The sequence below is a fragment of the Streptomyces sp. NRRL B-24085 genome (genome assembly GCF_001282115.1).
In the GTDB taxonomy this organism is placed as follows: domain Bacteria; phylum Actinomycetota; class Actinomycetes; order Streptomycetales; family Streptomycetaceae; genus Streptomyces.
On sequence record NZ_LJBR01000346.1, the window covers coordinates 1 to 22,446 of the forward strand.

Genomic DNA, 22,446 nt, shown 5'->3' on the forward strand with positions numbered 1-22,446 from the left:
GGGGCAAGGGGGCAAGGGGGCATGCGGGATGCCCCCTTGCGTCATCCGTCCGCGCGCCGCTCCGGTGCGGTGAGGTCGACGGGGAAGTCGCCGTTGCCGCAGACGACATGACAGGCGACCACGTGCTCGTTCGCCCTCAGCTCTTCCTCTGCGACTGGGTGGCGGTGCGGGAGTGCTCGACATCGAGGGAGGGGAACACGTCAGACCGCGTCCGAAGCGCTCGCGCTTCAGGTTGGCCCGGTAGCCGGCCAGGACCCGTCCTCTTTCCAGCGTCTTGGTGCGGCGCAGGCATGAGGACGGGGCCAGGTGTATGGCTTCGCCGCGGCCGACGACGTCGGGGGTGCGTCCGTGGTGCTGGTGGTGATCCCGCATCGCCCGGCCGATACGGTCGTACGGGCGATGGCGGACCGCCGGCGGCCTGTCGTCGGGCCCGCGCCGGCGGTCCGCCGCCGTTGTCGGCTGTCAGAACCAGTCGGTGCAGACGACCGTGTCGCTGTCGCCGGGGCTGCCGCAGGCACGCATCACCACGTTGTGGTCGTTCCACTCGGTAGTGAACACGTCCGAGCCGCTGGTGATCCTGGTGAAGCCGAGCTGGTCCCAGGACTGCCCGCCGGTGATGCTTCGGTCGACCCACACCTCGTCGCCGGGTGCTCCGCCGGTGACCCGTCCCCAGGCGCACTCGGTGGTGTCGCTGTAGCGCAGTTCGATCAGTCGGCCCGCGATCGACACCGAGCGCGGCGAGCGGGCGCCCGCTCCGTTCGGGGCTCCGCCGTCGGTGCAGCCCGCCGTGGCGGTGCCTCCGCCCAGTGCGCCGCCGGCGCAGTCGGGAACCCCCGGCAGCACGGCGGGACCCTTGAGATAGATGTTGGTGATCCAGCCGTCGTAGTCGGGCAGGTAGGACCAGACCGTGTTGACGAAGCCCTCCGCGTTGACGACGTCGCCGTGCTGCTGGCACGAGACGCGCACCGACGTCTCGCCGCCGATCGTCTGCCGGACGGCGGAGGTGAGTGTGGGCTGCGAGCGCACGTTCACCCCGTCGCCCCAGGTGGTGAACCGCCCGCCGGTGTCGCCGCCGCCGACGGGGCCTCCGCTGAGGCAGTCCGGCACTCCCGGCAGCGCGGCGGGCCCGCGCACGTAGATGTTGGTGATCCAGGCGTCGTATCCGGGCAGGTACGACCACAGGTCGTTGGTGATCCCCTCGGCGGTGATCGACTCACCGCGCGTCTGGCAGGAGATCTTCACCTGGGTGGGGCCCGGGAAGGTGTGCTGCACCGTTGATCCGCGGCGCGGTTCGTTCCCCACCCGGACCCACTCGCCCCACGTACTGAAGAGCTGGCCGGGAAGGCCGGAGTTGTCCGGTGAAGCCGAGTCTGATCCCTCGCCCGGCCGGATCGCCCCGACGTAGATGCTGCTGGAATGCGAGCTGAAGTCGGCCACCTGGAGGGGGTGTTGGGACTCCGCCGCCTCCACGATCTTCCCGTCGCCGAGATAGATCGCAGTGTGCGTGGTGCTCTGCCAGTAGAACCGGGTGCGCTGCCAGAACAGCACGTCCCCGGGCTTGAGATGGGCCGTTCCGTCGCTGCCCGCGAAGCGGACAGGCCAGTAGCGGTCGAAGACGTCGGACGTCGTTCCGGGCCCGAGGATGTCCCGGCCGGTGGCCACCGACCATGCCCAGCGGGTCAGCCCCGAGCAGTCGAAGCCGACGACATTGCCGTCGTTCCACGCCTCGTCGCCGCCGCCGTCCGGGGTGCCGTGCGTCTTGCCGGGCACAGGTCCGTGCCCGCCTCCCCAGGAGTACATGGTGCCGGCCGCCACCTCGTCGCAGGCGGCCTTCACAGCGAGTGCCCCCTGAACGCTGGTCTCCCCGTACGCCCTGCAGTCGCCTGCCGCGTGTGCGGGTGCCGCCGGCACGAGCGCCAGACCGAAAACCAGGAGCGCGGAAGCCAGCAGGGGCCGAAGCAGTCCCGACCAGGTCGGCCCCGCGCGCAGCTGTCTGTTCATCGTTTCCCCCTCCGGCGGCAGGTCCGCCGCTGGACGTGCGGAGCCGTTTCCGCTCCGCTGATCATCGAGAGGCTAGCTGATTACCGGGACATGCCAATCCCGGCGCTGCGTGCCCGTGACTACGCGGGTGAGGCAGCCGAGGATCTGCCCGAACTGCCGCTTGTCGTAGTCGATCCAGCCCGACGGGTCGCCGAAGAACATGAACTCCGTCTCGGCGTGGTCCAGGTGATCGGCGTCAGGTTCTCCCCGCAGAGATGATGTCGCGGCGTCCGGGATGCCGCGGCTGATCTGCCAGCGGGTCAGGCGAGTGCGGCCGGCCGTGAGCTGGTAGGTGTGCAGGCCAGCCAGGCGTGCTTCCATCAGGACGACACGGACCAGGCCGCGGTCGCCGTGGTGCTCGGTCGGCGGCCGAGCAGTTGGACCAGTTGTTCGCCAGGGTCAACTCGCAGTTGCCGAGGGTTGCTTGGCGCCAGTCCGCTGCGGCGCGAATCCGGCCGATCTGTTGGCCGACGGTCCCGCGTTTGTCGTCGGTGAACTCCTGCCCGCGCAGCTGCGGGACCAGATGGCCGAGGGTGGCCACGAAGCCGTGGCAGGAGCCGACCAGGTCGAGGTATTCGATGGTGTGCTCGATTGCGCTGACGGCCGGGGTGCGTTCCCGGATCCGGTCCTGGGTCCTGGGGCCCGGGTCCCGGCGGGGTTGACTGGGTGAGGTGGACGAGAATCCGGGTGGTGTGGTCCCGCATGGCCGTCCGAGCGACGGCCGGGCGGCGCAGCAGGTCGGTGGTCACCTGCTGCGCGACGTCTCGTCCTTGGTCAGCTCTGTGATGACCCGGACCTTTTCGGTCGGGGTGACATGCTCGGTAACTGCCGGCCGCTTGAGCAGGTCGGTGGCGACCTGGGCGGCGCCCTCGTCGTCCCGGGTCAGGTCGGCGACGGCCTGGGCCTTCTCGTCCATCGTGACCGGTCGGTCGACTCGCTGGCCGACGACGCGCTTCGCGCCGTCCGCCACCACTGCCTCACTCCGGTGCGCGGGTTGACCGGCCCGTCCTCGATCACGGCCCACCGCTCGTCCTCGTCCGCGACCGAGGCGAGGATGCGGTGAACGGACACGCTGTCCTTGAGGCGCCCCCGGGCCGGCGGTTGGCGGTGTGGCGCAGTCCTCCACCGTCCGGCGTTCGACGCCGCTGTCGTCCGCAACATCGGCAACGACTCCGTCACGGTGAACGGGTCTCCGTGCCGTCCGGCATCGCCCCGCCCACCGACTTCATCGGCTCATCCGCAACGCCAGGTACCTGCACGATCTTCGGAAGTGACACAACTATGACTCGAAGTCAGCTGCCGACCAGGCCCCATGCATCGAGCCCGCCGTAGATATGAGCCCTCAGGCAGTGGGGGGCGCTGAAACCTGAGGCTTCGCCGCGGTAGATGGCGACGAGTGAGTCCCTGCCCCGCCACCAGGTGTCAGCGAGCCCCTGGACTTCGGGTACCGGCTCGAATCCATCGAGGTTCAGGTCCTCGACGGCGCTGCCTTTGATCTTCGTGATGTTCTTGGCCCAGTAGCTCGCGTGGCTGGCCAGTGCCAGGGCTTCCACCCATCCCTCTGTGCTGGCGTGCAGCGGCGTCCAGTGGTCAGCGTTGATCCCGAACTCGCCTCCTGGCCCGATCATGAACCCGTGGGCCATGGAGACGCGACAGGCGCCGGCCGAGAACCGCCAGCCGTTCGCGGCCGAGCCCTCGGGAGCATCGGCGTCCAGAACGCGCGGGCCGCCTTCGTATTCGGGGGCCGGGGGCAGGGCGAGGCCGCCCCAGCGCTCTTGGAAGGCGACAGCCCGGTCGATCTCGGCATCCGGAATCCCTTGCTTGAGCCATGCCTCTCGAAAGGGCTCGAGGTCGCGGTGAGGAAGACGCAGCCCGTGTCCCTCGACGAAGTAACGAGCTCGTCGGCTCAAGCCTTGGGGCGCCTCAGGAACCAGCGGCACTCGGGGGCCTGCCGTCACGGTTGCTGCCTCTCGTACGGACACGTTGGTGCGGCCGGGTGCGGTGGCGCTGACGGCTGCGGAGACCTGGACCAACGCACGGGATCGCCGCCGGGGCCGCCGGTGAGCCAGGATCCGTCGCCCAGGGGAACCAGCTCGTAAGGGTTGCTCACCTCGACGGCGAACTCGCCGCTGAGGGTGCCTGTGCGTACGTCGACCAAGTGGTGGCGGAACCACTCGTCCTCGTCCTCACTCTCACCGCCCACGGTGACGATGGCCGTGTCCTCGGTCAGGTAGCCGCCGCTCCATTCCACGAAGGACTCCTCCAGGTCGTACCCGAAGGCTTCGACAGGGAAGGTGAAGAGCACGTCACCGTTGGGGTGGGCATGGAAGGCGACGTCTGCCTGCCCGTGGTCCACGGTCATGAACTGGCGTCCGGACGGAGACAGGTCGATCAGGCATCGGTCCCGCCACGGGTACGTCACGAACTCCGGCTCGTTGTCCGCCCCGACCGTGCCCCGGAGAATGACGGAGCCGTCCTGGCCCTCGCCGATGTCGAGGTAGATGCTGCCGTCCACGGGATGCACATGGTGGAAGGCGCCGTGTCCGACCGTCTCCAGCTCGCAGCGGGCGAGAACCACACCGCTGTCGGCATCGTGCACGACCCACTGGTCCCCGCCCCCACGGCCCGCCATCGCGTCCGGCCGGTAGACCCACACCGTCCGGCCGTCCCGGGACAGCACACAGCCAGGGCGGTGGCCATGGCGTACGTCAGAGAGCGGCTCGAAGTCCGAAGCCCATACGAGGTCGCCGGCGCGCGTGAGGCAGACGACTCCGTTCAGTGTCGTGTACACGACCCGCTCCAAATCCTGCCGAACCACCGACGCTACGGCCTCCTCGCCATCTCGCGGCTGGAAAACCGCTGTAGGCTCCAGCGTCCCGTAGACGCCGGCGCCCACGACGTAGGCGTGGATCCGCCTATCGCGGAGACGTGTGATGACCTTCGGTGGCGGCTGAGGAATCATCCGCTGAGGCTAACGCCCAGCTCAGGAACCTCAAGGGCCGGGTCGATGCGCGCCCGTCGACGAGCGCATGAGCAGCGCGCGTCGGGAGCTCCAGGGATGGGAGTACTTCCGCCACCCCGCTGCTGTGGTTCTCAGGTGCGACCACATGGCGGTTCCCCGAGCTTCGAGTTCGGTTGGGGGAAACGGCCGGTCCCATTGGGAATCGTAGGCTTCGTCACTTTGCTCGTAACCGCTCCAGTCGCAGGCACGGACGGCGGCCCGCACGAGTGCCGTGACGGTATGACGGCCTGACCAGAGAACCACCTCTGAGCGGCCGGAGATGGGGCGTCGTCAGCCGGGACCAGGCGGGCATCGACAACAGATCCGTCTCCGTCACGTCTCGCTTGTGGCCGACGTTGCGTTTGTCCACATCGGGCCCTGTTTGCGGGCGGGAAGATTGGGAGAGGTCTTCCCCGCCCTGTGAGTCGATCACGAAACCGGTCGATCCTGGTCGGCGGCCCTCTTCCTCGCGGACCCGGTAGGGCGCCGGACGTGGCGCGCCGCGTGCTCTTGCGTGAGGTCCATGTCCAGGCGGACTCGAGAACACAGCTAACCTCTGGGTTGCGCTAACTTCTAGTTAGTGCTTTCCTTTCGGAAGTGTCAGCGGGTTGCCCGTCTCAGGCTGCCCGATCTTTCCTTCGTTCCGGGAGTACATACCGTGACCGCCCCTGTTGTTTCCATCGCCTACCACTCCGGCTACGGGCACACAGCCGTCCTCGCTGAAGCCGTCCGCGACGGTGCCGCTGAGGGCGGTGCCGAGGTGCATCTGATTAAGGTCGACGAGATCACCGACGAGCAGTGGGCGCTGTTGGACCGCTCGGACGCCGTCGTCTTCGGCTCGCCGACCTACATGGGAACCGCGTCCGGCGCCTTCCACACCTTCGCCGAAGCGTCCTCGAAGCGCTGGTTCGGGCAGGACTGGAAGGACAAGTTGGCCGCCGGCTTCACCAACTCCGGCTCAAAGAGTGGCGACAAGCTGCACACCTTGCAGTTCTTCCAGATCCTCGCCGCGCAGCACGGCATGCACTGGATCAACCTCGGTCTGCACCCCGGCTGGAACAACAGCGAGGGCTCCGAGCACGATCTCAACCGCCTCGGCGTCTTCGCCGGCGCTGCCGCCCAGACAAACGTCGACGAGGGCCCGGACGCCGTCCACAAGTCCGACGTCAAGACCGCCGAGCACCTGGGCCGCCGGGTGGCGGAGACGGCGCGAGTGTTCCTGCAAGGGCGCGCTGCCTGAGCGTCGTAAGGAAGGGTCGGGACCGCCGGGACCAGCAGCTGCTGGGCGGTCCTGCTGGTCAGGTGGTTCGGGGTGCCGTCACGGGTCGGGTCGCGTGCCGAGTGCGACGGTGACCTGGCTCGCGGCGACGCTGCCCGTCATCGGGTTGCGGGGGATCGCGGCTCGGATCACGTCATGGTCCACCGCTTCCACGGCGTCCCGCGACCACTCCGCCGTCGCGGCCACGACCGGTGCCGCGGTCGACGAGGCGATCCCCCTGACGCGGTATCTGAAGCTGCCTCACTTCCGCCGGGTGATGGTCGAGATGATTCCGACAGCGACAGCCGAACGATGAGAGCTGGCCGAGGCCGTCCGCGTGCCCCTGGCTGACGAGGCCGACAACCGGGACACAGCCGCCCTCCCACTCGGGCGGCCTTCCGGACCGGAAAGAACTTCCACATCTGGAACGAGGAAGTTCGCACCACCCCCCTCCCGACGCAGACAGCCCGGCGGACGCTCGAACGGGGCGGCCGGAAGACAGCCTCTGCGTGGTCGGGCCCTCCGGCAGCAGGAACACCGGCAACTGCGGTCGTTGAAGCTGCGTTTGGCTCTGGCCAGTCCTGCTGGCGCGGCGTCTGGAGCGGTGGCAGCAGGCCGAAGTCTTCGAGCAGCTGCACCGCACTCTGCTCTCGGATCTGTAGCTGCTGCCCTGATCCCTTCTGGCAGAGCGGTGCCGTCGCCGCAGTTTCATGGCGCGGTGATGGGCATACGGCCAGGCGCAGCGCCAGCGCCGGCGTTGCGCCCGGTCGGACGCGGGCATGATCTCTTTCCGACAGAGCCAGCCTTGGCGCAACTCATGCCGAGCGACCACGCGATCGAGGGCGTGGGGGCCCTGGCCCAGCCGGGGCCCCACTCGGAGCTATGCCATCGTGCGAGCTCTCGCGGCCAGTGCTCTCTTCAGTACCTTCTCCCGGTACGGGTTGGCTGAACTGAGGGCCTGTGCCACCTCCACGGCCTCGTGGAGCAGGGCCAGCCTGCGCTCAGGCATCTCCCGCACCAGCGGTGAGCCGCTCTCCTCCACCAGGACGTACGCCAGCTTCGATCCGTACACCTCCGGCTCGACCTGCGTCAGCAGACGGTAGATCCACAGTCCCTCGACGCCTCGCACCACCCGGCGGTTGGCGCTGAGCAGCCTGACCCTCGCCAGCACAACCATGTCCTGATCCATTGATCCCCTTCGTCCCCGTCCCTCCCCGGCCGGCACATGTCACACGGCGAGACAGCACGGCGAACCGGGCCGGCAGCCGATGACGGATGCCGGCCCGTTGGCCGGAGAGTGGATGACGACGAGTCTGCGGTCACGGCACCGCCCGCAACAAGGCCGTACGGGCGTGCGCTTCGTCCTACCAAACGCGGCTTCGACCAGGCATGATGGACCTGACACTCACTCAAGAACCCTCGTTCTGCAGCGTCGCGCCCCGAGGGCTGTGCGTGCGGGCGGTGAGCATGGCCGCAGACAGCGAGCCAGGATGTCTTTCAACGCGGCGCGCTTGTCTTGGCGCAGGGGTGTTGGGGTGACGGGTGAGCCAGCCGGTGACCCGCCTCACGGTCGTGGGCGGGGGCGGCGCCCCGGCGACGGCGAGCTGACCGAGTCAGTACAGACACGCGGTTGGCACTTGGAAGTGCTCCTGGGAGCCGCCCGGCCCTACCGCAGGCCCGGCTACGCGATCCCCGGCCCTGACACCAGAGCCTCCCGCGCCTTGGCATCCTCCGTCGCCGCGTCTCCTGGCTCCAGCGCCACGACCGCGCCCGGAGCCCGACGGCCCCTGCGCCAGGCGCACCACAGCGCCGCAACCGTCGGCCTCCGCACCCTTCAGCCCGTGTCAAGGGTTACAAGGCCGAACACTCCGAAGGGGGACTGTCCTCCGCTGCTATGCATGACCAGGGCATACAACTCCCGCTGTAGCGGAGGAGACTGCACAGACAAGAGACCACAGTGGGACTGCCTCACGGTGTCGGCGGGGTCGCGAAACGGCGCGGCTCTGAGCCGAGTCATGCAGCTGTGCGAGGGCAGGGGCAGGTCAGGACGGGCGGAGTTCGACGACGACGCGGTAGCTCGCCGGTTCTGAGGTGATGTGCAGGCCGGGGTCGTCGAACATGCGCTGCAGCGCGGCATGCCACTCGGGATTGTCTGTGGCGTTGTCGAGCGCGGTCCCCGACGCCCATTCAGCGATGTGGACGAAGCGGGTCTCCGGGCCAGCGGTGAGGGGCCGGTGCAGACGGGAGCGGAGAAAGCCGGGCTGGGTCGCCATGATCCGGGCATTCTCCTGGTACACGACGGTGAAGTAGTCGGCTTCGTCCGTCGGCACGGTGTAGCTCTTGATGACGGTGACCGGCTCGTCGGTGCTGGTCTTCGAATCGAGGGAATGGCTCATGCCCCTACTGACCGACGACGCCCCGCGTCTGTGACCGGTCGGCGGATGCCGATGTGGGCGCTCTCGAGTTGAGGAAGGCGTGACAGGCTATGCGAGGGCCCTCATGAAAGGGTGCCCGAGAGCACTTGGCATGAGGGCCCTCCTGGAGTCGGTCAATGACCCGGACCGCAGGGTCAGTTGGCGTCGTTCTCCCAGTGGTGGACGGCCGTGGTTGCGGTGACGTCGTTCGCGTAGACCAGGGCGACACGGTGGTTGTACTGGATGGTGTACATCTTCTTGCCTCCGATCACGACCGCTCCGCTGGAGGGGAAGTAGTCGTCAGTGGCGGTCGCCGCCCGCATTGCCACGTACGCCTGTCCGGTCGGGATGGCATACATGTTCAGCGGTGCCTGTGTGGAGGCGCCCAGGCCGGCCGGGTACTCGGCCTTGTCGGGGTAGCTGGAGCCATAGAGGGACACGGGGGTGGTGCCTGCGGCCCGGATTATCTTCACTCCGTAACTGGTGCGGGTGTTGACGCCGCCGGGGTTGTGGAACCACACCTTCTCACCGCTGAACCAGATGGCGGTCCAGTCGTCCTGGACGTCCGCGACGACGAACTGCTGCCCGGCCTGAGCCGTGCTGCCCCAGTCGTTCACCCGGACGGTGCCGGGTGCGGTGCCGTGGATCGCCTGGTCGCCGAAGAGCGGGGCCGTCTCGCTCGGGGCGGTGCGCAGGTAGACGAAGTTGGTCGGGTGCTGCTGCTCGGTGCAGGTGGTTGTCTGGCCGGTCGGGTCGTCGGAGGGGCAGATCTGGAGCGTTTGCACGTTGTCCGCGAAGGACGGCTTGATGGACACGACAGAGCCGGGCTGCGGTACCTCGGATACGCCGCTGACGGGGGCGTCGAGCAGGCTCATGAAGTGGTTCCAGTCCCAGGCGTAACCCGGGTCCCAGTGCATGCCGGACACCAGGGCGGAGTTGGGCCCGGCAACGTTGTCATGACCGATGATGTGCTGTCGGTCCAACGGGATGTCGAAACGTTCGGCCAGGTACTTCACCAAGTCTGCTGTGGCCTGGTACGGCGCCTCCGTGTACCAGGCGGCGCCGTGCGCGGCGTACCCCTCATGCTCGATGCCGATCGAGTGCAGGTTGGTCGAGTAGTTTCCCGCGTGGAAGGCGATGTCCTTGGTGGGCACCATCTGGGTGACCGCGCCGGTCGAGGACATGACGTAGTGGGTCGCGGCGGGGTTCGTGGGGTTGGCCAGACCCGCCACGCCGGCGTCGTAGGTGGACTCCAGGTCGTGGATGACGATCGTGTCGATGCGGATGCCGTTGGTCGGCCGGTCGGCGACCTGACGGCCGACCGGTGATCCGGCGACGAAGGTACAGTCGACGGTCGTGGGGCATTCGGTGGCGGCCGTTGTCGACGTGGCCTTCAGGCGCAGGGAGTTGATCTGCTCCCGGGCGGGGTCGACGGAAGGCTCGGCGGCCAGATGTACGCGCTGGCCGTCCTGGGTTGTCACCGAGGCGCCGCTGCGGATCGTGCGGAAGACGCGGTCGGCGAAGGAGGCCGCCGCCTGTTTCTGCTTGGCCTGGCTGTAGCGGGCCACGGCCCCGTACCACCGGGAGGGGTGCGCGGGGGTCGTCCCGACCAAGTCCTTCTCGTACGAGGCGAGCAGGGCGGCACCCCCGCGGATGTTCGCGGTGTCGTCCTCGCGCAGGGACTTGACGGACAGTCCGGTCAGCTTGGCCGCCTGGCGCAGGGTGTGCAGGGCGGGGTCCGCGGCGAGGGAGTCGAGGTCGGCTCGGCCTGCCGCGCCCGCGGCACCAGCCGCCAGCATGGAGGGAGTGACGTCCGTGAGGTTCATCGGTCCGTAACCGCCGTCGGTGCTCGGCAGTGCGCCGTGGCCCTCCCACGCCGATTCCTGGTGGGAGAGGGCGAGCAGCACGCTCGACGGGATGTCGAACTCCTCGGCAGCGGCCAGCAGCGCCTGTTGGCGGGAGGCCGCGGTCGCGTTCGGGTCGTCGGCGCGTGCGTGGCCAGGCAGGGTGAGCAGTGTGCCTGCGACCAGCGCGCTCACGGCGATGCCGACGGGCACGCCAAGGGCCTTCTTTCTTCTGTGCAAGGTGATGCTCCTCAGAGGAAGAAACGTGGGCATCAAGGTGCGCCAGCGGCATGGCCGCTCGTGGGGGAAGGCCCGGGCGGCAACTCGATGCGCGGATGACTATAGGGCCGTGTTTGTTGCGGTGGCCACGGAAAGAGTAACTGTTCACGTCACACGTGTGTTGTGCCGGAGGTGTGTGGAAGGGGCATAACAGCCCTTTCGGGTCAGCGAGTTGCTGGAGAGCTCAGGCGGCGGGGTGCCGCCGCGAAGGTGAGGCCAGGCGGGGCACTGGGCGTCCGGGGAGGGCGCCGGGAGCGGGACGTTGGATGCGAAGACGCTGTGGCGTGCTTTACACTTCTCACAGCACCTTCGACACTGTGTCACACTTTTAGTGGCCGTGTGGGAGCGTGCACCCACCCGCGGACTGTCGGTCTGCGGATGGGTGCCTCGGGCGCCTGTGCGATCCCCCGCGAGCAGGCGCCCGAGGCAGATGGGTGACTATGCGTGCGCGGAGCCGAGGGAGCTCCGGTCAGGACTTCTGAGCGCGGTACAGGCCCCGGCCGGCCCGGCGTACACGGGAGGTGCCGACCAGACGGTCGAGCGTGCTGCGCACCGCGTTGATGCTCCCGGAGTCGGTGTCCCGGCCGAGCGCCGCGGCCACGTCGCGTGCCCGGACCTCCGCATCGCCGACACCGGCGAAGTACTCCAGGATCTGTTCGGTGAGTGCGCCGTAGCTGCGTGGTTCGTCGGCCTGCGCACGCGGGGACGGCGTCGGTTCGTCCTTCCGCGTGGGCTTCGCCTGCCGCGGCGCGGACTGCTTCCGCGCCGCGCGGGCGGGCGCGACAGCCGGAGTGTCGGCCTTCGCCTGTTCGGGCTGCTCGGCGGCGCGATCGCCGGACGGCTCGGTCATCAGGGCTGTCAGGGCGCTCAGGGCGCGCTGGACGGAGTCGAGGTGGGCGGCCACGGCGGCCAGTTCCCTCTCCAGTGCCCGCTTCTGAATCTCCAGGCGGGCGAGGTCCTCCTGGAGACTCTCCGCAGTGACCTCAATCTCATGCGCTGCGCGAGTTGCCGAGACCATGTCTTCCTCTCATCCTCAACCCTCCGTGCCGCGCCTCGCTGAAGTCAGCCGCGGTGCCGCTCGGCTCGGACCCGGGGATGTATGTGGGTGCATCGTATGACACAGCGTACGAGTTCCGAACCCGGAAGATGCAAAAGATGGTGACGCGAGGCCCCGCCCGATGAGATGTCTGCCACTGTCTTCTCCCTTTGGTGAGCGGCACCTCAGCGGTGGGGACAAGGCGCGGACCGCTCGGGGCCTTGGTGACGGGACTCCGGGTCCGGGAGGGCGAGAAGGACCGTGGTCGGCAGTTCCTCGGGCATCCGGTCGGATTCCCCTGGGCACTGCTCGCGAAGGCGGCGCAGTCGCTCCGCCGAGCGTTCGATGCGGGTGCCGACGTCGTCGATCGCTTCTTGAAGGATGCGGATCCGCGCCTCGAGAAGGGCTGCTTCCGCGGTCAGAAATACGCCGACGGTACGCGGATCGAGGTCCTGGCCCATGCGTTGTCCTCACTTCTCCTGCGTGGCCGCCCGGTTCCAGTGGCGGAGCTTGTCAGGATTGAGAACCGCCCAGATCTGCACGACGTGGTCACCCGCGACGTCAAGACTGATGACCGCCGCAACCTTGTCGCCGTAGCGCACCACTATCCCAGTGCGCCCGTTGACGGACTGGCACTGCAGCGTGGTGCCGGGGCGCCCGGCCAGGAGGGTCAGCAGGCTGCGGGTGACGCGCCGTGCGCCGTGGACGGGCCGGGTCAGGGTCCTGACCTTGCCGCCTCCGTCGAAGAACACGGTGGCGTCCGGTGCCAGGAGGGACCTCAGCCGGTCCGGATTCTCCGCCGCGCAGGCCTGGCGGACCGCTCGCACCACACGGTCGTGCTGCTGCGGTGTGACGGGGTGTGCCCACCTGGTCCGAAGGCTGTGTCGGCCCCGGGCAGCGAGTTCACCGCATTCCTGTTCCGTCTTCCCGACGATGGCGGCGACTGTGCCCGGAGCCATCCCGAACACGTCATTGAGGACGAATGCGGCCCGCTCGGCCGGTGACAACGTGTCCAGCGCGTCGAGAAGCGCCTGGCTCACCTCTTCGTCCACATCCTCAGAGGGCGCCGCGCCGACCGGGCCCAGGGGCGGCCGCCCGGTCGGCGCCAAGCGCTCCAGACTGATGCCGCCCACGGTTTTCACCAGCCAGGACCGGGGTTCGGCGATGCGGGTCCTGTGGTCGTCGGCCAGGTCGTACCAGCGCCGGTAGGTCTCCGCCACGACGTCATCGGCATCCTGGCTGCGGCCCAGCAGCCAGTAGGCGACGTTGAGCAGCCGCCGTCGCTCGTCGAACAGCTCCGCGATCGGCACCGTCTCGTCGTCCCGTTCCAGGTCCATCTGGCATCACCTCTTCGCACAGCACCCGACAAGGCGGTGCCACCCCTGATTCCGGCCGATTCCCGCCGCGGAGCCCGGGACAGGAGAAGTCCGCTTTCGTCTGGCGGGTCGTACCGATGCACTGCTGACCGGACAGCGGCAGATCATGTGACACGGTGTCCCGGTCGCACGTAGGCACCTCCCCGTGTTCCGGCGAGCCGCGGGCAGCTTCGCGGTGGTCGTCAGGGCAGAAGGCGGCTGTCAAGGGGCACACCGGGGCAGTCCCCGGATCCGCCTCCCTCGTCGCTTGCCGACGAGGGCTAACGCCCCCCGCCCTGCGCCCAGTGAGCCTCGAGGGCTGCGGCCACCTCCGCCGGCCGCTCCAGCACCGTCCAGTGGTTGCAGTCGAGATGGAGGACGCGGGTGGCGCGCAGGGCGGCGCCCAGCTCGTCGCCGAACTCGATCTGGCAGGCCGGGTCGCGCTCACCCCAGAACACCAGCGCGGGTGCGGTGACGTTCGACAGGGCCGGTTCCCACTCCGCTCCCATGGTCACGGCGGAGCGGTACAGGCGCAGGATGCTGTCCTTCATCGTGCCGTCGACGTGCCGGACCATCTCCTCCACCGGTTCGGCGGGCGCGTCGAAGCCGTTCACCAGGTCCTTCGCGAAGGCTTCAGGGTCCAGTTCAGCCATGAACAGCTCGCCGGCGACAGGGTCCTGCCAGGTCTCGGCCAGCGGGTGCCAGACATAGCGGGAACTGATGGGTCCGTTGCCGCCGGCCCAGGTGCGCACCAGGTCGGGGCGGAGGGAGGCGACGCGAGCGGTGAGGATGCAGCCCCAGTCGTGACCGACCAGGTCCACGGGCTCGCCGACGCGCTCGAGGCGCTCTACGAGCCAGTCGACGTACTCCTCCTTGCCGGAGCCGAAGCCGGTGGGGCGGGGGATGCCGAAACCAGGAAGGTCCCAGGCCTCGACGTCGGAGCGAGTCAGGTGTCGGCGTACGCCGTTCCACACGCGGTGGGTGTCGGGAACGCCGTGGATGAGGATGGCGGGCATGGTCGGTACATCCCTCGTGATTGGGGCCGCGGCCGGGATCCGGGGAGGCTGTGCGGCCGCGGGGAACCGGGACGACGAGCATCATGTGCTGCGCCGGACACACCCAATATAGTGGCACACAGTGTCACAGGTGTGTGGGGGAGGTACTCGCTTCCGTGCCGTCGCCTGTGCCGCCGCGCACCCTCCGCAGAGGCCCCCGCCGTGCGTGCCGAGTTCTGCGAGGTGCCGTCAAGGAAGGCCGGTGCCTCGCACGTGCGGCAACCGGACGGAGAAGCGCTGGGCAACGGGCGAGTCGGTGAGCTGGACATCGGCACAGGCACCATGCGCCCGCCTTTCTCGCGTCGCCCTGGTGGCTGGGCGGACAGAGTGTGGACGGTGATACGTTCGCGTGTCTCGGCGGGAAAGGACCCCCGCCGGACCCGGCGAGGCCCAGCGGAGTGACACGGTCCGTACCTGTCGGCCGACGTCGGCCGACTGTCCTGCGCGAGTACACCGAGACCTTCTGTACGGGGGCGTCTTCCGGGGACGCCATCGCCGCTGAGCCGGCCCAGCACGGGTTCACCCTGGTTTCCGACGCGGGCAATCCCGTCGTGCTGACCGTGCGACGTGCGTCAGGGCGGCTCGTTGTGTCCTCGGCGCGCTGTGACACGCGCAGAGCGGCGGTCCAAGTGTCACAGGCGCAGGCGCTCACCTGTCTGTCCTGCTGCGGACCTTGCCCGGGCCTCCTCGGCTGCGGTCCGCTCCACCATCGGCAGACACACGGCGACGGCCGGCAACGGCCTGTTCGTCGTGATCAGCGACTGCAAGGACCCACCTATGGCGACCGTCGTCCCGTACCCGTACACCGCGCTGACCGGTGTCTACACCATCGACCCGGCACACAGCACCATCGGCTTCTCCGTCCGGCATGCCGTGATCGCGAACCTGCGCGGGCGCTTCGGCGTGTTCGAGGGGCTGGTCAAGCTGGACGGGCACCAACCCAGCCGTTCCGAGGCCTACTTGAGCGTCCAGACCGGCAGTATCGACACCGGCGGCCCTGACCGGGACACCCGTCTCGCGGGTCCGGACTTCCTCGACGCCGCCACCTATCCGCTGCTGGTCTTCCGCTCCACCGGCCTCGCCGACCGCGGAGACGGCCAGTTCCGACTGATGGGCCAACTCAGGATCAAGGACGTCGAACTCCCTCTCCACATCCACCTCGTCTTCGACGGGGCCACGCAGGACGAGAGCGGAGACCACCGTGTGGGCTTCTCCGGCACAGCCCTGGTGCGCCGCTCCGACTGGGGACTGGGCGGGAACACGAGCGACGAAACCGGCGGCGTCCTCATCAGCGACAAGGTCAGGCTCGACTTCGACATCTCCGCCGTCCGCGTCTCCCGCGCGGATGCCGCCTGACCAACCCCGCGCCCCATGACCGACCGCCCCGCGCGGTCCCCGCCGGCAGCGATGCCGGTGACCACAGGTCGGTCCGCGACCGCGGTCCAACCGTACGCACGAAACCCAGGTGAGACCCCCATGAGTCATCAAGACCCCACCGGCCGGGCCCGGTTCCGCTCGATCACGACCATGGAGGACCTGCGAGAGCACCTGCAGTGGGCCATCGAGTTGGAACACGCCACGCTGCCGCCCTACCTCACAGCCCTCTACTCCCTCGACCCCGAGCGGAACGCCCACGCCGTCGAAGTGGTCAGCAGCGTGTTCGTCGAGGAGATGATCCACCTCGCGCTGGTGGCGAACCTCCTGAACGCGGTCGGTGGGCAACCTCGTGTCGACACCCCGCGGATTCTGTCGCCGCATCCGCGGCCCATGCCGCACGCCGACCCCTCCATGCAGCTGTCCCTGCTGCCGTTCGGTGAGGAGGCGCTCACCATGTTCCTCCGCCTCGAACAACCCGCCCTCCCCGACGACCCGGCCGAGGGAGACGCCTACATGACGATCGGCCAGTTCTACGACGCGATCGAGAAGGGCCTGCGACACCTGTGTGCCGAGCTCGGCGAGGAACAGGTCTTCACCGGTGATCCCGCCCGCCAGGTGGCCGCAGGACCCTTCGGGCACACCGGCGGGCGGCTGAGCCCGGTCACCGATCTGGCCTCGGCGCTCTCCGCCCTGGAGGAGATCGTGGAGCAGGGCGAGGGTGCGGCACGCGTCGACGTGTGGGACGGGGACATGGATATGTTCCACCCACAGACCAAGGCGGTCTCGCACTACTACCGCTTCCAGGAACTCGCGCAGGGCCGGCGCTACCAGCCGGGGGACACACCGGAGACAGGGCCCACCGGCGAGACGCTCAGCGTCGACCGCGCCGGGGTGCGCCCCATGCGGCCCAACCCGCGGCTGGAGGACCATCCGGAAGGCAGTGCGATCCGCACTGCGCAGGAGGCGTTCAACATCGCGTACGGCAAGCTGCTGGGGCTCCTGGAGCAGGCGTTCAACGGCAATCCCGCCATGCTCGGGGTGTCGGTGGGCACGATGTACGCGCTCAAGGGGCAGGCGCAGAGTCTGATGTCGATGCCCGACGGCGAGGGCCTGACCGCGGGCCCGACATTCGACTACGTCGCTCCGGAAGATCGCGGCTGACTTCCGCACACATGGTGGCCCCCTGGATCGACGGTCCAGGGGGCCACCATGTTGGTGCGGGTCAGGGGGCGGAGCCTGCACACCCCCTGACCCGCGGCACCCATGGGTCAGCGCACGGTGCGAGCGGCTGCCTCGATCACCCCGGCGACATCGGCGGGGTGCGAGACACCCACGGCGTGTGACGCCCGTACGCGCGTGATGTGGGCGTGTGCGCGCTGCGCCATGAAGATCTGGGCCTGCGCAGGGATGTTGCGGTCCTGGGTGGCGACCACGGCCCAGGACGGGACGTCCTTCCAGCCGGGCTCGGAGGCCTCGTCCGCCAGCGCGGCATTGGTGATCGGGCGCTGCGTGACGGACATGAGGTCCGTGGTGTTGCGGGGGACGTCCGCGGCGAACTGCTGGTGGAACTTGCTCGGTTCGATCGTCAGGTCCGCATCGCGGGAGCCGTCCGGCAGGGTGACCGGCACCGAGCGAAGCGCATCGCCGAGGGTGCTGCCGGGGAACTTGGCCGACAACTCGACCGCGCTCTCCCCCTTTTCGGGGAGGAAGGCGGCCACGAACACCAGGGCCTTGACGTTGTCGGCGTCGTGGGCGGCGTCGCTGATCACCGATCCGCCGTAGGAGTGTCCGGCCAGGACCACCGGGCCGTCGATCCCGGCCAGGACCTCTTTGAGGTAGGAGGCGTCGTTGTCGAGACCGCGCAGTGGGTTGGCCGCGGCGACGACGGGATAGCCCTCGTGCCTCAGCCGCCTGATGACGCCGTTCCAACTGGTGGAATCGGCGAACGCGCCGTGCACGAGCACCACCGTGGGCTTCTTCTCGCTGTCCGGCGCGGACGTGGTTCTGTCCGCGTGGGCGGGGGCGACGGCCGTGGCGATGAGGGCGGTGGCGACGGAGGCGGTGGCCAGGAGGGAGAGCGGGGTGCGGACCCGCTGGTAGGCGGAACTGCCGTTCATGGGAGGCCTTTCGGGAAGCGGTGTGCTGTCACCTTCAAGGACCGGGCGCATGTCGCAGGTGTGACACTTTGCGTCCTCTATTCCCTTTTGCTGGTGGCGGGATGTTCGCCGGTGATCTCCCTGTACTCGCGGACGGTGGGCTTGAGGATCTGCGTCCCCTCGCCGTAGAAGCCACGACTGAGCCATGCGCGCAACCGTCGCACCCTGCCGTTCGCGAAGTCGTCCGCGTCGCGTCGTCCCGGGTCGAGGGGCCGGTACTGCTCGTGTGCAGTGAGGGCGTGTAGTTCGTAGGGGTCGAGGGGCTGGTGCACCTCTACGTACTCGCCGTGCGGCAGGCGCTTGATGATGCCGGTCTCGCGGCCGTGCAGGACCTTGTCGCGATCGCGGCGTTGCAGACCCAGGGCGATGCGCTTGGTCACGAGGAAGAGGGCGACCGGTACGACGAACAGGGCGATGCGGACCGTCCAGGTGATCGTGTTGACCGACATGTGGAAGGTCACGGCGATGATGTCGTTCGCGGCTCCGAGCAGCGCCACCAGGTAGACGCCGAGCCATGCCACGCCGAACGCCGTGCGCACGGGCCGGTTGCGGGGGCGATCCAGCAGGTGGTGCTCGCGATCGTCGTCGGTGATCCAGGCCTCGATGAACGGGTAGGCGCCCATGACGAGGAAGAAGCCGAGGCCGGCGAGGAGAGGGATCAGATTGTCCAGGGCCAGGGTGTGGCCCCAGAAGTTCACCTCCCACCCGGGCATGACACGCAGCAGCCCGTCTGCGATGCCCATGTACCAGTCGGGCTGGGATCCCGCGGAGACCTGGTCGGCGCGATAGGGGCCGAACTCCCAGACGGGGTTGATCTGCGCGATCGCGGCGATGGTGAAGACGATCCCGGCGACCATGCAGAAATAGCCACCCGCCTTGACCACGTACACCTTCGTCGGCGGGCCGACCACGTTGCGCTCCGTACGGCCGGGTCCCGGGTACTGGGTGTGCCGGTGCCGGCGCCCGAGGAAGGCGTGGAAGGCGACGAGCGCCAGCATCAGCACCGGAATGACCAGGACATGGATCACGTAGAAGCGGGGCACCAGGTCGTGCCCGGGGAACTCGCCGCCGAACAGGAACATCGACAGGTAGGTACCGACGACCGGTACTGACAGAAGGGCCCCGTTCACCACGGCGAGGCCGGTCCCCGACAAGAGGTCGCCGGGGAGGTCGTAGCCGGTCAGACCACCGAACATGCCGAGGACGAGCAGGCCGAAACCGGCCACCCAGTTCAGCTCGCGAGGCTTGCGAAAGGCGCCGGTGAAGAACACCCGCATCAGATGGGCCAGCAGGGCGGCGACAAAGATCAGTGCCGCCCAGTGGTGGGCCTGGCGGATGAGCAGGCCACCGCGGACGTCGAAGGAGATGTGCATCGTCGAGTCGAACGCCTCGGACACCAACTGGCCGCGCAGCGGTGCGTAACTGCCCTCATAGACGACCTCGTTCGACGACGGGTGGAAGTAGAACGTCAGATACACACCGGTGACGAGCAGGATGACGAAGCTGTAGAGACAGATCTCGCCCAGCAGGAACGACCAGTGCTCCGGACGGACCCTGCGTGTGCCTGTCGTGGTGGTGGACCCGATGCCCATCCGTGTTCTTGCCCAGTCGGCGATTCTGCCACCGTTGCGGCTGCCCGCCGTAGTGACCGGTTCGATTACGTCACTCATGTCATTACCACCATCAACACATCACCGGGGCGCCTTGCGGCCGGGTCCGCGCAACGAAACGGCACATGGCGACGAGCTGCCGCACAAGGTTTCGCTGCCCTCACCAGAAGGACCGAGAAAGTGGTGAAGGTGTGACATGACCGTAAGGCAGGATCATGTCGGGGTTGCCCGGCTCAGGACGCCTTCGCGCCGATCTGCTCGATGTCCTTGCGCACCGAGCGCCGACGCGTCGCGCGGCGCTCGCTCTCCGTCGTGCCGCCCCAGATGCCCTCGACCTGCCCGGCGGCCAGCGCCCACTGCAGGCACCGCTCCCGCACCGGGCACCGGGCGCACACGGCCTTCGCCTCGTCGACCTGCACCAGCGTCAGACCAGCGGTGCCGATGGGGAAGAACAGGTCGGGGTCGACATCCCGGCAGGCCGCTCTCTCGCGCCAACTCATCGCAGCGCCTCCTCACTCGTCGCGGATGCCCTTCATGTATCTGACCGACCGAAGGGAGCTCCTGTGACATCCCATGGCGGTGGGCAACGGTGTGAAATACGTTGTGACAACAAGCACAATGTCTTGAGCGGGGCTCCGAGTCGTCGCACCATCTGTGACTTGTGAACGCCACACAGGGCCCCAGGCCCCTACCCAGTCCAGCCGTCGACCCCCGGGACCCCCTCTCCCCGGGCACCCACACCCTCGTCGTCCAGCACGGCACGGCCGCCGTCGACCAGCGCTACCACGTCGCCGGAACCGGCCCGGTGTGCGTCGCCCACTCCGGAGGGCCGGGCATCGGCTGGGAGTACCTGCGCATGCCCGAGCTGGAGCGCAGCATGACCGTCGTCTACCTTGAGCCGGTCGGCACGGGCGAGTCCGGCCGGCTGGCCGACCCACGCGACTACACCCTCGCCACCTACACCCACTTCCTGCACGCGGTGATCGAGCACCTGAGCCTCGCCGAGGTGACCCTGCTGGGCCACTCCCACGGCGGCTTCGTCGCGCAGCGCTACGCCCTCGACCACCCCGAGCGCCTGGTATCCCTCGTCCTGTACGACACCTCACCGGTGACGGGAGAGGAGTTCTGGGCGGCCGCCGTGGCCAACATGCAGAGCTTTGTCCAGCGGCACGCCGACGAGCGGCCCGAAGTGGCCACCTACGTCGCGGATCTCACCACGCGACTCGACCGGTCCGACGACGAGGGTGCGACGAAGGTGCTGCGCACCATCTCGCCCGCCTACTTCCACGACTACTGGGGCCGCGAGGAGGAGTTCGCCGCGGGGCGGGCATCCCTGAGGATGTTCGCGGCGCCGGCCTGGGGGGTGGAGCCCCCGTTCGACGTCCGCGAGGAACTACCTGGGCTCACCGTCCCGACCCTGGTCCTGGTCGGCGGGGACGACTTCATCTGCGGTCCGCGCTGGGCACACATGATGCACCAGCTCCTTCCCGACGCCCGGCTGGTGATCCTGCAGGAGACCGGCCATCTCGGGCACATCGAGCGCCCCGAGGAGTTCGCGGCGGTCGTGCGCGACTTCCTCAACGGATGACCGAGCGGGCGTCGCTCTCGCCGATGAGGTAGCGCCACAGAACAGGATCGGCGTCCTGGGAGCCGAGATCGCGTACCGCGTCCTGGACGATCTGGTCGTAGCGGGACGCGGTACGGCGCAGCGCGGCATGCCCCGCCGGGGTCAGCAGCACCTGCACGCCGCGCCGGTCGTGGTCGACGGTGATCGACATGATCAGGTCCCGTCGGCGCAGGCGTGCCATCAGCCTGCTCGTGGCGGACTGACTCAGGCCGAGCCCGTCGGCCACATCCCCGAGCCGCAGGGGTTCGGCGTCTGCGTTCGTGGCGGAGCTCCTTCCCACGTGGCGCAGGGCCTGCACATCGCTCACCCCGAACCCGGTCTCCTCGCGCAGCCGCCGCTCCACCGTCCCCTGGACGCGGCGGTGGAGGCGGTCGAGGGCGTCCCACCGGTCGGTCGCGCAGGACTGCGTACGGGCGCCGCCGGGGTCGGTGCGCACCTCGCCCACCACGTCACCGTGCGACCTGCCCGTCATGCGGTGGCCCGGTAGGAAGCAGCGTCGTCATGTGCGGCCGTCCCCTGGCCGGAGTACGGCCCGTCCTGGCCGGTCAGCACGCGCTCCAGCCGGTCGAGGTCCCCGGTGCGGGTGGCGCTGAAGATCGCCTGCACCAGTCGCCGATGGGTGGCCGCGTCCACGTGCTGCCGGTGCCGCCGGTTGTTCAGTCTGTCCTGGGCGCGGGAGACCTGCTGCCGAGCGTTCGCCACGGACAGGTGGAGCAGCCCGCCGATCTGGTCGTAGGAGTAGCCGAACGCCTCGCGCAGCACGTACGCCGCGCGCTGGTTGGGGGTCAGGGTCTGCAGAAGCAGCAGGACGGCATGCTCCACCGAGTCCTGGCGTTCGGCCAGGGCCTCTGGTGTCATCCCGGTGTCCGTGGACTCCGGCAGCCAGGGGGTGGCGCTGCACTCGCGGCGTCTGCGTGCCGACTGCAGCACGTTGATGGCGAGTCGGACGGTCGTCGTGCGGAGCAGCGCACCGGGGTCGGCCACGACGGTGCGGTCCGTGCCCTGCCAGCGCAGCCAGGCTTCCTGGATGACGTCCTCGGCTTCGCCGGGATCGCGGAGGATCCGGTTGGCGATCTTGAGCAGTCCTGGGCGGACGCGGCCGAACACGAAGACCGCGTTGTCGAGTTCCACGGGCGCGGGAGTGATGGTCGCCATCACCGACTGCGGACTCCGCCGGGTTGCGATCACAGATGTGTCCACGATCGGCTCCTCTGTTGGCTGGGGATCGGCGGCTTCCCTCGCCACCGACACCAACTTCGCGCCGGCAAGGGCACTGCCGCGCCCCTGATGGACCGTGGGGCACCCCGTGGTCGTACCGTGGCCGCCACGTGGCCGGGGGCTCCCACCCCCTGGCCCCGGACGCCCCAGCAACCCGCCACCCCGTAGCCCCGGAC

Annotated in this window: 21 protein-coding genes and 2 pseudogenes; 4 read left to right on the forward strand and 19 right to left on the reverse strand. The window is 68.9% G+C overall.

Annotation, left to right across the window (positions count from 1 at the left end; translation table 11 throughout):
• Nucleotides 1-462: 462 nt before the first annotated feature.
• From AOJ26_RS31705 to AOJ26_RS31725, 6 genes and pseudogenes are all read right to left on the reverse strand, one after another.
• The gene (locus AOJ26_RS31705) at nt 463-2,001 is read right to left on the reverse strand and encodes an NlpC/P60 family protein (protein WP_078960108.1); all 1,539 of its coding nucleotides are present in this window, start codon (nt 1,999-2,001) and stop codon (nt 463-465) included.
• Between the two features lie 72 nt (nt 2,002-2,073).
• Entirely contained in the window at nt 2,074-2,361 is a 288-nt protein-coding gene (locus AOJ26_RS31710) for a hypothetical protein (RefSeq protein ID WP_063790354.1), read from the reverse strand.
• A 127-nt stretch (nt 2,362-2,488) separates the two neighbouring features.
• Nucleotides 2,489-2,662: pseudogene (locus AOJ26_RS45290) on the reverse strand (DUF6192 family protein); the annotation flags it as partial.
• 100 nt (nt 2,663-2,762) lie between these two features.
• Nucleotides 2,763-3,201 (reverse strand): annotated as a pseudogene (locus AOJ26_RS45295) (DUF6192 family protein); the annotation flags it as partial.
• A gap of 131 nt (nt 3,202-3,332) precedes the next feature.
• Entirely contained in the window at nt 3,333-3,980 is a 648-nt protein-coding gene (locus AOJ26_RS31720; protein ID WP_053851812.1) for a hypothetical protein, read from the reverse strand.
• A 14-nt stretch (nt 3,981-3,994) separates the two neighbouring features.
• Entirely contained in the window at nt 3,995-5,002 is a 1,008-nt protein-coding gene (locus tag AOJ26_RS31725; protein WP_053851813.1) for a hypothetical protein, read from the reverse strand.
• Nucleotides 5,003-5,699: 697 nt separating this feature from the next.
• Between AOJ26_RS31725 and AOJ26_RS31730 the strand changes: the two genes are divergently transcribed.
• A complete protein-coding gene (locus tag AOJ26_RS31730; RefSeq protein WP_053851814.1) occupies nt 5,700-6,281 on the forward strand; it encodes a flavodoxin family protein in 582 nt (193 codons plus the stop codon).
• Between the two features lie 78 nt (nt 6,282-6,359).
• Here AOJ26_RS31730 and AOJ26_RS43635 read toward each other — a convergent pair whose 3' ends face one another.
• From AOJ26_RS43635 to AOJ26_RS31770, 8 genes are all read right to left on the reverse strand, one after another.
• A complete protein-coding gene (locus tag AOJ26_RS43635; RefSeq protein ID WP_159044438.1) occupies nt 6,360-6,506 on the reverse strand; it encodes a hypothetical protein in 147 nt (48 codons plus the stop codon).
• A gap of 673 nt (nt 6,507-7,179) precedes the next feature.
• A complete protein-coding gene (locus AOJ26_RS31740; RefSeq protein WP_234358721.1) occupies nt 7,180-7,476 on the reverse strand; it encodes a hypothetical protein in 297 nt (98 codons plus the stop codon).
• Nucleotides 7,477-8,341: 865 nt separating this feature from the next.
• Nucleotides 8,342-8,695: an antibiotic biosynthesis monooxygenase family protein gene (locus AOJ26_RS31745; protein WP_053851817.1), complete on the reverse strand. Its 354-nt coding sequence runs from the start codon at nt 8,693-8,695 to the stop codon at nt 8,342-8,344.
• Nucleotides 8,696-8,868: 173 nt separating this feature from the next.
• A complete protein-coding gene (locus tag AOJ26_RS31750; protein ID WP_373413147.1) occupies nt 8,869-10,830 on the reverse strand; it encodes an N-acetylmuramoyl-L-alanine amidase in 1,962 nt (653 codons plus the stop codon).
• A 475-nt stretch (nt 10,831-11,305) separates the two neighbouring features.
• Complete coding sequence (locus AOJ26_RS31755) at nt 11,306-11,854, reverse strand: hypothetical protein (RefSeq protein ID WP_053851819.1); 549 nt, start codon at nt 11,852-11,854, stop codon at nt 11,306-11,308.
• Between the two features lie 203 nt (nt 11,855-12,057).
• Nucleotides 12,058-12,333 (reverse strand): hypothetical protein, encoded by a 276-nt coding sequence (locus AOJ26_RS31760; protein WP_053851820.1) that lies wholly within the window; start codon nt 12,331-12,333, stop codon nt 12,058-12,060.
• A gap of 9 nt (nt 12,334-12,342) precedes the next feature.
• Nucleotides 12,343-13,209: a sigma factor gene (locus AOJ26_RS31765; protein WP_053851821.1), complete on the reverse strand. Its 867-nt coding sequence runs from the start codon at nt 13,207-13,209 to the stop codon at nt 12,343-12,345.
• Between the two features lie 299 nt (nt 13,210-13,508).
• Nucleotides 13,509-14,243, reverse strand: a complete 735-nt coding sequence (locus tag AOJ26_RS31770; protein ID WP_053851822.1) for an alpha/beta fold hydrolase — start codon at nt 14,241-14,243, stop codon at nt 13,509-13,511.
• 816 nt (nt 14,244-15,059) lie between these two features.
• On the opposite strand from AOJ26_RS31770, the gene AOJ26_RS31775 reads away from it, so the two are divergent.
• Together AOJ26_RS31775 and AOJ26_RS31780 are read left to right on the forward strand one after the other, a co-directional pair.
• Nucleotides 15,060-15,638, forward strand: coding sequence for a YceI family protein (locus tag AOJ26_RS31775; protein ID WP_053851823.1), 579 nt, complete (start codon nt 15,060-15,062; stop codon nt 15,636-15,638).
• 120 nt (nt 15,639-15,758) lie between these two features.
• Nucleotides 15,759-16,820 (forward strand): ferritin-like domain-containing protein, encoded by a 1,062-nt coding sequence (locus AOJ26_RS31780; RefSeq protein WP_053851824.1) that lies wholly within the window; start codon nt 15,759-15,761, stop codon nt 16,818-16,820.
• A 107-nt stretch (nt 16,821-16,927) separates the two neighbouring features.
• On the opposite strand, the gene AOJ26_RS31785 is transcribed toward AOJ26_RS31780, so the two are convergent.
• The 3 genes from AOJ26_RS31785 to AOJ26_RS31795 all read right to left on the reverse strand — a co-directional run bounded on the left by AOJ26_RS31785 (nt 16,928) and on the right by AOJ26_RS31795 (nt 19,925).
• The gene (locus AOJ26_RS31785) at nt 16,928-17,776 is read right to left on the reverse strand and encodes an alpha/beta fold hydrolase (protein WP_078960109.1); all 849 of its coding nucleotides are present in this window, start codon (nt 17,774-17,776) and stop codon (nt 16,928-16,930) included.
• Nucleotides 17,777-17,853: 77 nt separating this feature from the next.
• Nucleotides 17,854-19,485, reverse strand: coding sequence for a cytochrome b (locus AOJ26_RS31790; protein WP_053851825.1), 1,632 nt, complete (start codon nt 19,483-19,485; stop codon nt 17,854-17,856).
• A 173-nt stretch (nt 19,486-19,658) separates the two neighbouring features.
• Complete coding sequence (locus AOJ26_RS31795) at nt 19,659-19,925, reverse strand: WhiB family transcriptional regulator (RefSeq protein ID WP_053851826.1); 267 nt, start codon at nt 19,923-19,925, stop codon at nt 19,659-19,661.
• A 161-nt stretch (nt 19,926-20,086) separates the two neighbouring features.
• Between AOJ26_RS31795 and AOJ26_RS31800 the strand changes: the two genes are divergently transcribed.
• Nucleotides 20,087-21,013 carry an alpha/beta fold hydrolase gene (locus tag AOJ26_RS31800; RefSeq protein WP_053851827.1) on the forward strand — a complete coding sequence of 309 codons (927 nt, stop codon included), beginning with the start codon at nt 20,087-20,089 and terminating at the stop codon, nt 21,011-21,013.
• Here the strand turns inward: AOJ26_RS31800 and AOJ26_RS31805 are convergent.
• A complete protein-coding gene (locus AOJ26_RS31805) occupies nt 21,003-21,524 on the reverse strand; it encodes a MarR family winged helix-turn-helix transcriptional regulator (protein WP_053851828.1) in 522 nt (173 codons plus the stop codon). The two genes, AOJ26_RS31800 and AOJ26_RS31805, sit on opposite strands and share 11 nt — an antisense overlap.
• Nucleotides 21,521-22,252: a sigma-70 family RNA polymerase sigma factor gene (locus AOJ26_RS31810; RefSeq protein ID WP_159044440.1), complete on the reverse strand. Its 732-nt coding sequence runs from the start codon at nt 22,250-22,252 to the stop codon at nt 21,521-21,523. Before AOJ26_RS31810 ends, AOJ26_RS31805 begins: the two co-directional genes overlap by 4 nt.
• Nucleotides 22,253-22,446: the final 194 nt, after the last annotated feature.